This window comes from Gemmatimonadaceae bacterium (genome assembly GCA_019752115.1).
Taxonomy (GTDB): domain Bacteria; phylum Gemmatimonadota; class Gemmatimonadetes; order Gemmatimonadales; family Gemmatimonadaceae; genus Gemmatimonas.
The window spans coordinates 118,268-134,008 of sequence record JAIEMN010000004.1 but is presented as its reverse complement, the minus strand read 5'-3'; the positions used below and the strand labels follow the sequence as shown (position 1 = coordinate 134,008).

At 67.4% G+C, this 15,741-nt stretch carries 9 protein-coding genes; 2 read left to right on the top strand and 7 right to left on the bottom strand.

Annotated features, from left to right (window positions below):
- Window positions 1-10: 10 nt before the first annotated feature.
- From K2R93_02340 to K2R93_02320, 5 genes are read right to left on the bottom strand one after another with little or no spacing between them, the layout of a single operon-like run.
- The gene (locus K2R93_02340) at window positions 11-1,753 is read right to left on the bottom strand and encodes a hypothetical protein (GenBank protein ID MBY0488658.1); all 1,743 of its coding nucleotides are present in this window, start codon (window positions 1,751-1,753) and stop codon (window positions 11-13) included.
- Entirely contained in the window at window positions 1,750-5,481 is a 3,732-nt protein-coding gene (locus K2R93_02335) for a hypothetical protein (protein MBY0488657.1), read from the bottom strand. The genes K2R93_02340 and K2R93_02335 overlap by 4 nt, the downstream gene beginning before the upstream one ends.
- Window positions 5,478-7,553, bottom strand: a complete 2,076-nt coding sequence (locus K2R93_02330) for a hypothetical protein (GenBank protein MBY0488656.1) — start codon at window positions 7,551-7,553, stop codon at window positions 5,478-5,480. Before K2R93_02330 ends, K2R93_02335 begins: the two co-directional genes overlap by 4 nt.
- 7 nt (window positions 7,554-7,560) lie before the next feature.
- Entirely contained in the window at window positions 7,561-9,069 is a 1,509-nt protein-coding gene (locus K2R93_02325; protein MBY0488655.1) for an NAD(P)-binding domain-containing protein, read from the bottom strand.
- Between the two features lie 6 nt (window positions 9,070-9,075).
- Window positions 9,076-10,002: a hypothetical protein gene (locus K2R93_02320; protein MBY0488654.1), complete on the bottom strand. Its 927-nt coding sequence runs from the start codon at window positions 10,000-10,002 to the stop codon at window positions 9,076-9,078.
- A 379-nt stretch (window positions 10,003-10,381) separates the two neighbouring features.
- On the opposite strand from K2R93_02320, the gene K2R93_02315 reads away from it, so the two are divergent.
- Together K2R93_02315 and K2R93_02310 are read left to right on the top strand one after the other, a co-directional pair.
- Entirely contained in the window at window positions 10,382-12,775 is a 2,394-nt protein-coding gene (locus tag K2R93_02315; GenBank protein ID MBY0488653.1) for a zinc-dependent metalloprotease, read from the top strand.
- 96 nt (window positions 12,776-12,871) lie between these two features.
- Window positions 12,872-14,143, top strand: coding sequence for a HAMP domain-containing histidine kinase (locus K2R93_02310; GenBank protein MBY0488652.1), 1,272 nt, complete (start codon window positions 12,872-12,874; stop codon window positions 14,141-14,143).
- Here the strand turns inward: K2R93_02310 and K2R93_02305 are convergent.
- Window positions 14,112-14,534: a hypothetical protein gene (locus K2R93_02305; protein ID MBY0488651.1), complete on the bottom strand. Its 423-nt coding sequence runs from the start codon at window positions 14,532-14,534 to the stop codon at window positions 14,112-14,114. The two genes, K2R93_02310 and K2R93_02305, sit on opposite strands and share 32 nt — an antisense overlap.
- 42 nt (window positions 14,535-14,576) lie before the next feature.
- Window positions 14,577-15,713: a ketoacyl-ACP synthase III gene (locus K2R93_02300; protein ID MBY0488650.1), complete on the bottom strand. Its 1,137-nt coding sequence runs from the start codon at window positions 15,711-15,713 to the stop codon at window positions 14,577-14,579.
- Between the last annotated feature and the right edge of the window lie 28 nt (window positions 15,714-15,741).

Below are 15,741 nucleotides of genomic sequence, written 5' to 3'. Positions count from 1 at the left end.
GGGAAGGGCGCTAGTAGCGCCAGCTGAGGCCGACGTATTCCTGGAGCACGCGGTCCACCTGACCGTGCTCGCGATAGAACGAGCCCATGAGGTACCACGACCGGCCAATGCCCGCATCGGCGTCCACACCAATCCAGGTGGACTTGGTGGCGCCAAAGTCCACCGCTCCACGCGTGTCGGTGCGCTGACCGGCGCTGGCCTCAAGGCGGAACAGCCCACGCGGGGAGAGTTCGAAGGAGCCCGAATACAGCTGGCCACTGACCGTCGGGCCGTTGTACTGCGTGCCACGGGCGCGCAGCGAGATCCCCAGTGGCGTCAGCCGTGAGACGGTCATCGACGCCGTGTTCGAGGTGCTCTTGCCCACGGTCGTGCCATCGCTCACGCGCGTGTCGGCGTTGGCGTAGAAGTGGGGCAGGCTCACCGACGCGCCGCCAAAGTAGCCGCGACGCAGGGCATCGTCGAAGGCGACGTCGGGCGTGATGAAGTCGCGATAGAGGCGGACATTCCGCCGGCTGTCGTACCCGGCGTTGAGCGAGAGCCCTCGCGTAACCGAGACGCGGGCCGTGGCGAAGGTGCTCGACCAGGTGAGCGGCTTGTTCTTCTCCGCGGTGAGCTTCCAGCCGCGATTGAGATCGACTTCCTGGGTGGCGTAGATGCTGATGATGGGGTTCACGATGAGCGTGTTGAGCAGCAGGAACTCGCGGTTCACGCCGTCCACGCCATACGACCCCACCCCGCCCACGGTCGCCTGATACATGCCCCGTGTACCGGGGGCGTTGTGCCATTGCAGATACGCGCCGGCTTCGCGGATGTCGGCGGCCGGCATGAACTTCACCTGATCGGGCTGCGTGCCGGCAATCGCGCCGTACTTCCAGTGGGCGTTGTCAAAGTCCATCGACACGCCATCAAAGAACCCGACGGGAGACAGGACCTTGGAGAGCTGGCGCCCCATCGTCACGCGGCTCGGCGAGGTCCCGGCGGTCTGGTACTCGATCGCCGACTGATACACGCGGGTGCTGTTGTCCACGAGGCCGGAGCCCGAACGCTGCTGATGCGCGCGCGCGTCCACCAGCAGGCCGAACGCCGACTGACCGATGCGGTGGCCTTCGAGGCGCACGTCGAACGCGGGCTGCGTGATACGCCCGCTGGCGCTCGTGCCGTTCTGCATCGTGAGATAGCGCACGCCGAGGCGCGCGTTCATCGTGCGCGGGCCGCGCCGCTTTGGCGTGCTCACCGGCGCGAGAATCGACGTCGAGCTGGTGGTCTGGCTGCCCGCGGCGCGCGCAGCGGTATCGCCGGTCGGCGCGGACGCTACGGCGAACGACGGCAGGAAGCGCCCGCTGTCGCCGACGACGATCGCCGCGCTTCCGGCGCGCGCCTTGCCCGCTGCCCGCGTCGAGGAGACGTATTGCACCTCGACCGTGGCCACGACCGAATCCTTGCGGACGATCTGCACCGCCGACTTTTCCTGCAGCCCCTGCGTCGTGCCGCCATCGAGATAGATCGATTCGCCACTCAGATAGGTGACGTGCACCCAGCGGTAGGGCGATGGCGCGGCCGGCGCTGCCGCCGGCTTGGTGGAATCGCTCGTGGTCGCCGCCGCCGCCGACTTGGGCGCGGGCTTCGCCGGCGTGGTCGGGCGCGTGGTGGTGGGCCGACGCACCGGGGCCTTCACCGGCGGTTGCGCCGATTGGGCACCGGCGGCCTGCGTCGCCAGCACGGCGAACAGCGCGAGCGCCGTGGGGTGTCTCATCCCGCCTTCCCGCGCGGATGGCAGCTGTAGCACGCCGGGCTGCTGTAGCTGTAGCCCGCGCGACCCACATGCTGCTGATCCGTCTTGGTCTTCAGGTGGCAGGTCAGGCAGGTGAATTCCTTGTAGTTCGCGTTGTTCGCGTGACACTGCGTGCAGCTGTTCCAGCGCCCGAGGTGCGCCCCCGAGTAGATCGGGAACCACGGATCGTGCGCGAACTTGGCGCCCAGCCAGGCCGTCGTCGTGTGGCAGGTCTCACACGTCGTCGGGAACATGGCCGTCTTGTGATTCGGATTCGTCGTGGCGTTGAAGGCCGGCAGGTGACACGACGAGCAGATCTTGGAGGTGCCGCGATACACGCCGGTGCCGTGGCACTGGGCACAGGCCACCGTCTTGTGGGCGCCAGTGAGCGGGAAGGCGGTGACGCTGTGATCATAGGTCGCCGGCGTCCACGCATTCACCGTGTGGCAGGTCTCACACGTCGTCCCGATGCCGTTGCTCGCATGCGGCGGCTTGGTCGTGGCGTTGTACTTGGGCAGGTGGCACGACGCGCAGGCCATCGACTTGCCGCGGTACACGCCATCGCCGTGGCAGCCGGCGCAGCTTACGGCGCGATGCGCCCCGGCGAGCGGGAAGCGCGTCACGCTGTGGTCGTAGGTCGCCGGCGTCCAGCCATTGGTGGTGTGGCAGGTCTGGCAGCTCGTCCCGATGCCGTTGCTCTGGTGCGCGGGCTTCGCGGTGGCATTGTACTTGGTCAGGTGACAGCCGCTGCACAGCGTGGTCTTGCCCTTGAACACGCCGTCGCCGTGGCAGCCCTGGCAGCTCGTGGTCTTGTGCAGCCCCGTGAGCGGGAACGCGGTGGCGTTGTGGTCAAAGCTCGAGGGCGTCCAGGCGGTCGTCGTATGGCAGCTCTGGCAGACCGTGGGGAAGCCGCCCGCCTTGTGGTTCGGATTCGTGGTCGCGTCGAACCTGGCCTGATGACACCCGATGCATTCCTTCGGGGTGCCGGCGTACACCGCGTTCTTGTGGCACGAGAGGCACACCACGGTCCGGTGCGCCCCCGTCAGCGGGAACGCCGTGGTGTTGTGGTCGAAGGTGGCGGGCGTCCACGCCGTCGTCGTGTGGCACTGCTGGCACGTGGTCGGGAACCCGGCCGTCTTGTGATTCGGATTCGTGGTCGCGTCGAACTTGGCCTGATGGCAGCTCGCGCAGCTGCTCGGCGTGCCGGTATACGTGCCCGTCTTGTGGCAGGCGAGACACGTCACCGTCTTGTGGCTCCCCGTGAGCGGGAACTTGGTCAGGTTGTGATCGAACGTCGCCGGCGTCCACGCGGTTGTCGTGTGGCACTGCTGACACGTGGTGGTGAACCCGGCCGTCTTGTGGTTCGGGTTCGTGGTCGCGTCGAACTTGGCCTGATGGCAACTCGCACACGCGGTGGGCGTGCCCGTGTACTGCCCGTTCTTGTGGCAGCTTTCGCACGCCACCGGGCGATGACTGCCGGTGAGCGGGAAGCGCGTCAGGTTGTGATCGAAGCTCGCGGGCTTCCACGACGTGGGGTTGTGGCACACGCCACAGGTCGTCGGGAAGTTCGACGCGCGGTGATTGGGGTTCGTGGTGGCGTCGTACTTCGCCTGATGGCAGTTCACGCAGCTCGAGGGCGTGCCGGCGTACTGCGCGTTCTTGTGGCAGCTCTCGCACGATACCGCGCGGTGCGATCCGAGCAGTGGGAAGCGCGTGTTGTCATGGCTGAAGCTCGACGGCTTCCAGCCATTCACCGAGTGACACGTTTCGCACGTCGTGGGGAAGCCCCGATGGCTCGGGGTCAGCGCCGCATCGGCATCCTTCTGATGGCAGCTCTGGCACACGCTCGGCTTCCCGGCGTACACGCGATCGCTATGGCACGCGAGGCACGCCGCCGCCACGTGCCGACCGAGCAGCGGGAATTTGGTCTGGGTGTTGTGGCTCCACTGGGCGCCGAGCCACTTGCTGGTCGTATGGCACGTTTCGCACGTGGTGCCGAAGCGCGCTTCCTTGTGGTGCGGCTGCGTGGAGGCGTCGTACTTCGTCTGATGGCAGCTCACGCAGGTCATCGGCGTGCCGCGCGTGACCCCGTTCACGTGGCACTGCGCGCAGCTCGTGGCCAGGTGCGCGCCCGTGAGCGGGAAGCGTGTGCTGTTGTGATCGAAGAGCCCCGGCTTCCAGGCGCTGGTGCTGTGGCAGCCTTCGCAGGTGGTCGGATAGCCGGCCGCCTTATGGTTCGGATTCACGGCGGCGTCGAACTTGGCCTGATGGCAGCTCACGCACGCCATCGGCTTGCCCTTGAAGACGCCGTCGCTGTGGCATTGCGCGCAGCTTGCGCCTTCGTGCGCGCCGGTGAGCGCAAAGCGCGTGCTGCTGTTGTGGTCGAAGCGCGCTCCCTGCCAGGCCGAGGTCGTGTGGCAGCTTTCGCACGCAGTGGAGAAGCCGGTGTGCACCGGGTTCCGGGCCGCCGTGGCGTCCTTCTGGTGGCACGACGCGCAGGCCATCGCCTTGCCGCCGTACACCTTGTCAGCGTGGCAGGCGAGGCAGGTGGCAGCGACGTGCTGGCCGGTCAGCGGGAACTTGGTCTTCGTGTGGTCGTACTTGGCGCCCTTCCACACCGCGGTCGTATGGCACGTCTCGCAGGTGGTCGGCAGCTTGGCGGCCGCGTGGTCGGGGTTGATGGACTTCGAGAAGTCCGTCTGATGGCAGCTCACGCAGGTGGTGGGCTTCCCCTTGTAGACCTTGTCGGCGTGACACTGCGCGCAGGTGGCCGCACGGTGCCCCCCGGTCAGCGCAAAGCTCGTCATGCGATCATGGTCGAACTTGGCGCCGGGCCATCCCGACGTCGTATGGCACGATTCGCAGGCCGTGGAGAAGCCATCGTGCTTGGGCGCGGTGGCCTTGGCCGCATCCGGCGCGTGACAGCTGCTGCACACCTTGGACTTGCCGGTGAACACCTTGTCGGCGTGGCAGCCGGCGCAGGTGGTCATCAGGTGGCGACCGGTGAGCGGGAAGGTCGTGGTGTTGTGATCGAACGTCGCCCCGGTCCACGTGCTGATGGTGTGGCAGTTCGTGCAATCGGTGCTGAACTTGGCGGCCGTGTGCGCGGGGCTCCGGGTCGCCTGATACGTGTCCATGTGGCAGCTCGCGCAGGTCGCACTGCGCGCGAGGAAGCGCTGCTGGCCGGGGGCCGTGCGCTGATGGCACGACTCGCACGTCGCGAGGGCATGCGCACCGCGCAGCGGGAACCGGGACCCTTCGTGGCTCCGCACCGCGGCGCCGCGATCGACGAAGCTGCGCGTGTTGTGGCAGCGCTGGCAGGTGGTGCCCAGCTCGCCGTTGTGCGTATCGGTGTGGCACGACGCGCACGAGGTCTGCGCGCCGCGGAAGTCGAGGCTCTTGTGGCAGCTCATGCACGTCGTGCGGACGTGCGCGCCGGTGAGGGGGAACGTCTGGGCGGCGTGCTTGAAGTCCGGCGCGATGCGGGCCGGCTTCCACCCGTCTGCCCGGTGGCAACTCGCGCACGCCTCGCGCAGGGTAGCACCGTGCGGTGACGTCACCGAGCTGACGGCCTTCGCGGCCGTACCGCTGGCGGGTGCCGGGGTCTGCGGGCGCGGGCCGTTCTGCGCGTGCGCGGGCCGCCCACCGAGTGCCAGTGCACTCAGCAGGCCAACGGCGGCCAGCAACGGGCGGAAGCGATGCGGCGTCATAGCGCGCCTTTGGCAGAGGGGGCGTGGCAGGATTCGCACGCGGTGGATACGCCAGCGTACTGCCGGCGGGCAGAGAGCGGCGCAGTCGGGTCGGCACTGGGTGTCACGGCATGACACTTCGCACACGGCACCTGGGAATGCGCACCCGTGAGGGCGAATTTCGTCTTGCCGTGATCGAAGCGCGTCGCACCACCGAAGCGATCCGTGACATGACACCCGTCGCAGGCGCCCTGATCCTTCCGCTTCGCGAACTGCGCCGCGTGCACGTCGGCGTGACACTGACTGCAACTCCGCGTCTTGGCTGCGGCGAACGGCAGTGGCCGCGCCTTGCTCACCAGTTTGAGCGACGACGCCGGCGCCTTGCCTTGCATTTCCTGATGGCACTGCGCGCACTCGACCGCGCGATGCGCGCCATCGAGCGCATATCCAAAGCTTTCGTGCGTCGCGAACGACACCGCCGCCGGACGGAAGCGGGCAAGTTCATGGCAGCCGCGGCATCCCAGTTTCGCGCGGGCGCCGCCCGGGGCGTAGCGACCGGCATGCGGATCGAGATGGCAGCTGCTGCACGCCGTATCCGCCGCACTGGCGCCCATCGCAAAGACGAACTTGGCGGTCCCCGCCGGGGTGGTCAGCGCCGGCAGGTCTTTGCGGACCACGCCATGGCAGGCGGCGCAGGTCGCGCTCGCGTGCGCGCCCTCCAGCGTGAACCGGAACTTGGCGTGCGCCGCCACCGTGATCGTGCTCGGCTTGAACCCCTCGAGCGTGTGGCACTGCACGCATCCGGTATTCGCAGCCTTCACGGCCGGCTGGCCGCCGTGCACATCCTGGTGGCAGCTCGTGCAGCTCGTGCTCGCCATCTGGAGCTTCACGTACTTGGCGGTGAGTCCGGGCGTCGTCGTACCCGGGGTGGCCACGGTGGTCGTGTGGCACTTCGCGCAGGCGATCGCGGCGTGCTTGCCTTCCAGCGGGTACTTGGTCGTGGCGTGATTGGCCACCGTGAACGTGGCCGGCGCAAAGCCATCCACCACGTGGCAGCTTTCGCACGCTTTCGCCTTGGTGGCCTCGCCGCGGTGCACATCCTGATGACAGCTCGCGCACGTCGCGAAGGCCGGTGTGGGCTTCTCGTTGTCCTTTCCGTGGCACGCCGCGCAGCTCACCCGCGCATGCCGCCCCTGCAGCGGGTAGCGGGTGGCATTGTGGTTGAAGGCGCGTTTGTCGATGGCGTCCCAGCCGGTCGTTTCATGGCAGCTCGTGCACGACTGCTTGAGACGCCCCTTGTGCGGGTCCGCGTGGCAATCGGAGCAGCGCGCGAACGGCACCGGGCGGAAGATCGGCACGACCTCGCCCTTGGGGTTGGTCTTGCGCGGCAGCTTGGTCGTCTCGTGGCACTCGGCGCACTTCACGTCTTCGTGCTTGCCCGTGAGCTTGAAGCGGGCGTCGTCATGATCGAACTTGGGCGCCTTCTCCCACGTGCGCGCATCGTGGCACTTGTCGCAGCCGCCCTTGAGTTCACCTTCGTGGATATCGTCGCGGGCATGACACGTGGCGCACGTGGCGCTCATCCCCACCCACGGGGTGCCGGTCTTGCGCTTCGACAGCGCCGCCACCGCATCCTTCTTGTTGGCCACCGTGTGGCACTTCTCGCACTCGGTGGTCGTGTGCTTCCCCTCCAGCGCGTAGCCCGTCGAGCGATGATCGAACCGCGCCTTGCTGGTGGGCCAGGCAATCATCTCGAACTCCACCCCGGCATGATCGGGGTGGCAGCTCGCACACTCGAGCCGCTGGCCGGCGGGCAGCTTGCCGTGATAGCCGCGCTTCTCGGTGATCAGCGTCTGGACATCCTTGTGGCAATTCAGGCACGCCTGCGCCATCGGCTGGCGATTGAGCGGATGGCACTGCACGCAGTTGGCCGCGCCTTCGAGCGTCGTGTGCGCGCGCGACAGCTTGCCCGGGGAGATCTGTCCCTGGGCCTCGCGGGTCGTGGCGCACACCAAAAGCCCCGTCAGCATGACGAGGCTCCGGCGCCAGACGCCGACCAGCCGGCCGCGGTCGTTGCGCACGCGATCACTCACGCAATCCTCATCCGGCGCGAGCCACGTGGGTCGAGTCGGACGGGCTGGCCGTGGCGGCGCCGCTGTTCACGGCCTCCACGTCCATCTGGATCGGGACGTCCTTGTCCACGATGCGTATGCCGAGCTTCTCGAGGAACGTCGTCGGCGCCTCGCCGCCGATGCGGATGATCACCGTGTCATTCGGCAGGATCATCGAGTTGCCTTCGACTTCAATGCGCACGCGATCGGGCTGAATCTCCCGCAGCTCACTCTGGAGCATCGGAATCACCTTGCCCTCGGCGATGGCCTTGTTGAGCTTCTCGGTGTTGCGCGGCTTCACGCGATTAAAGTCGGTGCCGCGATACGACAGGCGCACTTCCGTGTTCGGCTGATTGGCGAGGCCCAGCGCACTCTCGACCGCGCTGTCGCCACCGCCCACGACCATGACCTTCTGGCCGGCAAAGGCCTCCATCTCGACGATGTCGTAAAACACCTTCTCGGTCTCCTCGCCCGGGACACCGAGTCGGCGCGGCGTCCCGCGGCGCCCCATCGCCAGCACGACGCGACGGGCCCGATAGCGGGCGCCGTCGCTCATGACTTCGAAGAACGCACCGTTCCGAACCACGCGATCGACCTTGACGCCGGTCTTCACGTTGAGCCCGGTGTTGGCCACGATGGTTTCCCACACCTCGAGCAGCGTTTCCTTCGAGGCGTCGGCGACCCAGAGGTCTCCATACAGCGGAATCGATACCGGCTCGGCCAGCAGGAGCTTCTTGCGAGGATACTTGCGGACCGTGTCCGACAGCGAGCCCTGCTCGAGGATCACGTAGTGCAGGTGCTCCTTGTGGGCCTCGAGACCGGCCGACAGACCGGCCGGACCCGATCCCACGATCACCACGTCGAACGCGTCCTCATCGCCATCGGGGCGCGCTTCACCGCCAGGCAACTCCGATGCAATGTGCTCGACCGCCAGCTTGCCTTCGTTGATCGCATTCTTGATCAGGCCGCGGCCCCCCAACTCGCCGACAATGTAGATCCCCGGCACGTTGGACATGAAGTTCGCATCGATCAGCGGCACCGACACCCGATTCACGGCAGCGCCCGTGGTCACGCTGATGCCGCCAACCGGACACGCCGCGACGCACTCGCCAATGCCTTTGCAGAGCGCGTCATTGACCACGGCCAGCTTGCCACGCATCGAGATGGCGCCGTCCTCCGGGCACGCCGCCACGCACGTCCCGCAGCCGACGCACATGTCGGCTCGCACCAGCGCCTTCGGCTGGCCACCGCCAAGGGCCGTGGCGCCCAGCGCCATTGGCGCTGCCACGATCTCGAAGAGCTGCTGCGCCACGCCGCACCCGGGGCAGTACGTGGACTTGGTCGGTACCGGGGCACCGCATCGGACGCAGTTGTGCGTCGACGTCATGTTGCCGCCGCTGGTCGCGGGCGCCGCATCCGACGACGGCGCACTCTTGCGGAGCTGCAGCCAGATGAAGAAGCCCGTAAGCGCGAAGAAGCCAAGCGTGGTGAGCAGCATGGGTGCCTACCAGAACCAGGTCTGGCCGACCGCAATCACGACCACCACATGCACCGTCACGGCGATGAGGGCGGTGAGCGCAAACGGCATGTGAGCGATGTGCCAGAACTTGAAGACGCGCTGCGTCGCCTCGAGCATGCGCACCTGATCGGTGAGCGCGATCTCGCGGCTGGCGAGCGTCACGGCCTTCTTGATCGTGGCCTTCGACACGCCCTTGCGGGCCCAGAGCGCCGACAGTTCACGGCGGCGCTGCCAGCGGCGCACGTCATTGAGCAGCAGCCCCTCCAGCACGCCCCACACACTCGTGTTGGCGGTGCGCTCGGCGGGCTCGATCAGCTTGCGCAGCTCGTCGATCGGCTCGTTGAGGGCCTTGGACAGCGCCTGCAGCACGTCCAGCTGCTCCGCGGCCACTTCATCGCGCGTGAGCTCCACACCGCTCTTCGCACGCGGGATGCGCACGTACAGATAGCGACCGACCACACCCGAGGCACACACGATGAGCATGGCGATGAAGCCCAGACCAATCACGCCGTCGGAGCGCCACGCGGCGTGAATGGTGAGCAGCAACGGCAAACCGAGCGCCGTCGTGACATGCACATCGAGCCAGCGCGCCACGGCGCCGGTCCACTTGAGCGGCTTCCACCGCTTGCGCAGCGGGTAGAGCCACAAAAAGACGAAGATGACGAAGGCCAGAATGCCGGCCGTTTGTCCGATATCACCCGAGGGCTTGAGCAGTTGGTGCCACGGGTGGCGCGGGCGGGCCGTGGCGGGCGCGAGGTAGTACGGCGCGCCAAGAACGTTGATGGCGATGAGCGCCGAGAGGAGCAGCGTGAGGGGCACGCCGTCCAGGCGACTCGCGCCCGGCTTCTTTGCCGGGCTCGGGACGCGGGCCGTGGTGGTCGGAATGGGCAACGGCGACGTGGGTGCAGTCATCAGGCTGGCCAGCGATTTCGAAACGGCAGGGCTCGTCAGCCCTCCGTAGAACTGCGTACGGGAGTTCCCCTACTCCGCTGGGACGAATGAACTATGGATGAGGTCTCACGAGCGCAGTGACCCAGCGCACCAAGCCGGGGAATACTTCGAGACGGTGTGACAGGCGTTACCAGAATCCATAACTGCATACCTGAGTGAGATTTACAGATATACCGAAATCAGGAAAATTATAGATGAAGGAAACGTTATATACGACAATTCGTGCCCGGCGCGAAATAGGCTGAGCTCGCTATTCGCGGCGCGTTATCGCGAGCGGCGGCAGCCCGGAGTACCATTGGGAGCTCGGCACCCCTGTGATTCACGCTCTGACCGATCTGCCATGCTTCGACGCCCCCTCGCGACCGGCCTCGTCCCGCTCCTGCTGGCGCTTCCCGCCGGCGCTCAGGACGCCCCCTTCCTCCGCGTCCGCATCGACGACGCCCGCAATCGGGCACTGCTCGAGATCCCCGCGGCGCAGCTGAACAAGGACTTCCTCCATCAGGTCACCATCGCCACCGGCCTGGGGAACGGCAGCCTCGATCGCGGCTCCACCGGCCCCAACGGCATCGTGCGCCTGGAGCGTCGGGGCAATCGCGTCCTGCTGGTGCGCGACAACTGGGGCGTGCGCACCCTCACCGGCGACGCCGTCCAGCAGAAGGCCGCGCGCGATGCCTTCCCGCGCTCCATCGTCGGCTCCTTTCCGATTGAGCGCGACTCGAGCGGGGTGATCGTCGCCGATGCCTCGTCGCTCTTCCTGGGCGATGCCTACGGGGTGGCGGAAAACCTGCGCGGCGCCGCGCCCGGCGCCGGTGCCTATCGCGTCGATGCGGCGCGCAGCTACATCGACGGCGAGCGCACCAAGGCGTTCCCGCGCAACGTCGAGGTGCATGCGGTCCTCACCTTCGTGACCGACCAGGGCGGCCGCGGCGGGCGCGGTGGGCTTGCCCCCGATGCGAAGGCCATGACGTTCGAGGAGCACCACTCGCTGGTGATGCTCCCGGATACCACGGGCTTCCGTCCGCGCATCGCCGACCCGCGCTACGGATACGGCACCACGTCCTTTGCCGATCTCTCCGAGCCGCTCAGTGGCGACTACCGCAGCGGCTACGTGAACCGCTGGCGCCTCATCCCCAAGGATCCCGCCGCGTACGCGCGCGGTGAACTGGTGGAGCCGGTCACGCCGATCACCTACTACCTCGACCCCTCCACGCCCGAGCCGTACAAGTCGGCGATGAAGGAAGGCGGCAACTGGTGGGCCAAGGTCTTTGAGGGCGCGGGCTTCAAGAATGCCTTTCGCGTGCTCGATCTTCCGGCGGGCGCCGATCCGATGGATGCCCGCTACAGCATGCTCTTCTGGCTGCATCGCAACGGGCCTGGCCCGAGCGTCGGCGGCAGCTACTCCGATCCGCGCACCGGCGAAATCATTCGCGGCATGGCGCGCATGGACGCGTGGCGCTCGCTGATCGACTACAACATCTGGGCCGGCGCCGTGCCGGCGGCGGGCCCGAATGGTCCCAACGTGACCGCCGAGGCGTTCGCCATGGCCCGTCGCCGTCAGCATGCGGCGCACGAAATCGGCCACACGATCGGTCTCCAGCACAACTACATCGCGAGCACGCAGAACCGCTCGAGCGTGATGGACTATCCGTTCCCGTTCATCACCGTTGCCAAGGATGGCACGCTCGATCTGCGCGACGCCTACCGCACCGGCCCCGGCGCGTGGGACTCGCTCGCCATCAACCTCGGCTATCACTGGTTCCCCGACGCCGCGAAGGAAAAGACGGGGCTCGCCGCCATCATGAAGGACGGCATCGCCCGCAACGTGCGCTTCATCAACGACACGTACGCCAACAGCAACACGCCCAATCCCTTCGTGACGCGGTGGGAAGAGGGCGCGACGGCGTTCGATGCGGTCAATCGCACGCGGGCCGTGCGGCGGGTGCTGATCGACAAGTTCGACGAGCGCGCGATTCAGCCCGGCGAACCGATGGCGCTCCTCAACATGCGATTCACCCACGCGTACCTGCATCACCGGTACTCGCTGGAGGCGGTGGCCAAGTACGTGGGCGGCGAAGACTTCAGCTTTGCGCTGCGCGGCGACGGGCAGGTGCCGACGCGTCTCATCGCGGCCGATGAGCAGCGCAAGGCGCTCACTCTGGCCCTCGACGCCATCCAGCCCGCCGAACTCACGGTGCCCGATCGCGTGCAGGCGCTCATTCCGCCGGCTCCTCCGGGCTTCAACGGCGATCAGATCTGGGCCGAGGGCTACACGGGTCCCACATTCGATCCGGTGACGCTCGGTGGGGGGCTCGCCACCGAAGTGATCGGCTATCTGCTCGACCGTGAGCGCGCCGCGCGCCTGGTGGTGCAGGCGTCGCGCGACGCCAATCAGCTCACGCTCGACGAAGTGATCAGCACGATCCTCACCCGCACGTGGGGATCGCCGGCACCCGCATCCGCGGCCGAGCGGGCCATGCAGCGCGCGGCGCAGCGTTCGGCGCTGGATATCCTGCTCGACCTCGCGGGCGATGCGAAGGCGATGCCCGATGTGCGCGCGGCGGCGGTGCACCATATTAAGGCCCTCCAGACTCGCCTGGGCGGCATGACCGGCGCCGACGATGCGGCGAAGGCGCACATCAGCGCCGCGCTCTTCGATATCCAGCGTTTTGTGGACGGGAATGACAAGCCGGAGCTGCGGCCACGCTATCAGGTGATCGTGCTGCCCTGGCCGTAAAGCGCACGCGACCGGTCGATCGCACGACAGGCGCGCGGGACGAACGGTTGGGCACCGAGGCTGGCGCACGTCGCGTCAGCCTCGTTGCTTTGTGACATGCTCTCGGTGGGACATCATCCGCTCGAATCGGCACGAGAGGCGGCGTTGCGCCTCCTCTCGCGATTGGTGCTGTGGCTTTGGACGCCGGTCTTTGGTGCGGGACTGATCTCGCGCTGGAATGAGCCGGGCACGCGCCCGCTCATCCTGCTGGTGTTGGGAGGTCTGCCATTCGTGGGGTGGCTGCTGCAACGCCCGCGCTGGCCCGCGGAGCAGCGCGCCCGGTACGCGATTGCGGTCATCATGCTGATCTCGATCGTCCCGATGATCGTGAATGCCCCGCGCGCGCTCAGCACGATGGCAGTCGTGGTGGTGCTCACGCTCTCCATGCTGTTCTACGGCATGCGGGCCTCACTCGGCGTGCTGGCGGCGTATGTGGTGGCGGTCGTCCTCAATCTCGTCCTCTCCGCCAACAACCTCGTCACTCCAACGGCGCCCGAATATCTGCAGCCGGTGACGTATCGCATCGTCACCATTCTGGTGATGTTCACGGGGCTGTGGTTCAGCGCACGGGTACTGCAGCAGACCATCCACATCTACCGTGATGCGCAGGCCGAAGCGGAGGCCCGCCTGCAGGCCATGCTGGAGGCGCAGCGGGAAGTCGAGGTGCTGCAGCGCCGCGAGCTGGTAAATGTCGTCACCACCGGGATGACGCACGATCTGGCGAACATCGTGCAGGTGATGACCGCTACGGCCGAGCTGCTCGAAGAGCATCCGCTACCCGCGGAGGCGCAGGTGGCGATCCGTGATCTGCGTCGGGTGGGCGACGAGGCGTCGACGCGCCTGCGCACGATTCTGACGGTGGGGCGGGAGACGGGGGCCGACGATACCACCGCGATGCCGAGCGAGCTCTTCGCTCGACTCGACCTGATCTTGCGCCCGCTCATGGGGCAGCGGGTGCAGGTCGAGCTGAAGAATGAAGCCGACGCGCCCCTCGCCATCGATCGCGGACGACTCGAACAGGTTCTCATCAACCTCGCGCTCAACGCGCGCGACGCGATGCCGGCCGGTGGCACGCTACGCGTGCACGCCTATCCGCAGGAAGACGGTGTGCTCTTTGACGTGCAGGATACCGGCACCGGTATTGCCACGGAGGTGCAGCGACGCATGTGGGAGCCCTTCTTCACCACCAAGACGTGCGCGCGCGGTACGGGGCTTGGGCTCGCGATGGTGAGCCGGATTCTCGAAGGGGCCCGTGGCCGGGTGCGCGTGAGCAGCGCCGTGGGGCGGGGCACGACCTTCAGTGTGTGGGTGCCAACGGCGCCCGTGTGAAGCGCAACAGCGCCACCAGAATCCACGCGCCGCTGTTGATGTGCATCAGCTCCGTCGCCACGACGGTGGTGAGCGTGAACAGCGGCGCGCCTTCCATGTAGGGTTCGTACGCCGCCGCAATGGGGCCCACGCCATAGACGGCGATGGCAATGGTCGCGAGAATCGTGAACCAGCGTACCGCGTACGGCGTCATTTTGCCGAGCGCGGCGAACACGGCGGCCGCGAGGAGCGCACCGATGACGCTGAACAGAACTGTCTCGCCCACGCCAATGGTGAGGGTGCCGTAGCGTTCGGCGACTTTCAGGATGACCACGTTCCCCGCCACGCCACCGGTGGTGGCGATGGCGGTGGCCAGGGGAATGCGACGGAGATCGATGCGGGGTTCGAGCATGGCGGCAACCTAATGCGCCGCCACGCGCCCCGGTTCCGCGCCCTAGGCCGGCGCGAGCATGCTTTCGATGAACCGCGTCTCGAGCAGCGCCTGCTGCGAGCGCTCCTTGTGCACCTGCCGGGCCCGGATCGCGTTCACCATCTCGAGTGCGGTATGCGGTGCCGGGGGGAAGGCGGCGTCACTCGTACCGAGCGGCGTCACCCGATCGCCCCAGCGCACGAGCAGCGCGCCGAACGTCAGTCCACCACCAAAGCCGGGCATCAACACCAGCGAGCCCGGGGTGATGCGCCCTTCCTTGAGCGCGTCCACCAGGCTCACCGGCACGGTGGCGGCGCTCATGTTGCCGTACTTGTGCACGGTGACCATGACGCGCTCCATCGGCACGCCGGCATACTTCGCCACCGCCTCGATGATGCGCAGGTTGGCCTGATGCGGTACCACGAGATCGATGTCATCCGCGGTGACGCCGGCCTCGCGCATTACCCGGGCGCACGCTTCGCTCATCCCGTGCACGGCGCGCTTGAAGATGGCCTGCCCGTCAAAGTCCCACAGGGTGTCGCCGTAGGTGAGGCCGCCGTTCACATAGCTGCATCCCATCCCGCGCACGCGGAGTGTCTGCCGCGCCTCGGCATCGCAGCCGAGTACGGTGCCGATCACGCCGCTCGGCGTATCGCTGGCCTGCAGCACCACCGCCGCCGCGCCGTCGCCAAAGAGCACGGCCACGTTGCGGTTGCTCCAGTCCATGAACGGGCTGATGTACTCCACGCCGATGACGAGCGCGTTCTGCACCATGCCGCTCTGGATCATCGCGGTGGCGCTCGAGAGACCGTAGAGGAAGCTCGTGCACGCCGTATTCACATCCATCGCCGCGGCGCGCGTCGCCCCGATGGCGACCTGCACGCCGGAGGCCGAGTTTGGGACCTGCTCATCGGGGGAGCAGCTGCCGTACACGATGAGCTCGAGCGCCGATGCGTCGAGGCCCGCACAGGCGAGGGCGCGCTTACTGGCGATGGTCGCCATCTCGATCGCCGAGACATGCGACACCCGGCGCTCCTTCATGCCGGTGCGCTGGACGATCCATTCGTCGGACGTCTCGAGGAAGGTGGACAGGTCGTCGTTGGTCAGGACGGCGGGCGGGAGCCCTTCGCCCCAACCGGTGATGGCCGCGTAGCGCGTCACGAGGGGAGTGGCCGGAGGTGGCAGCGTC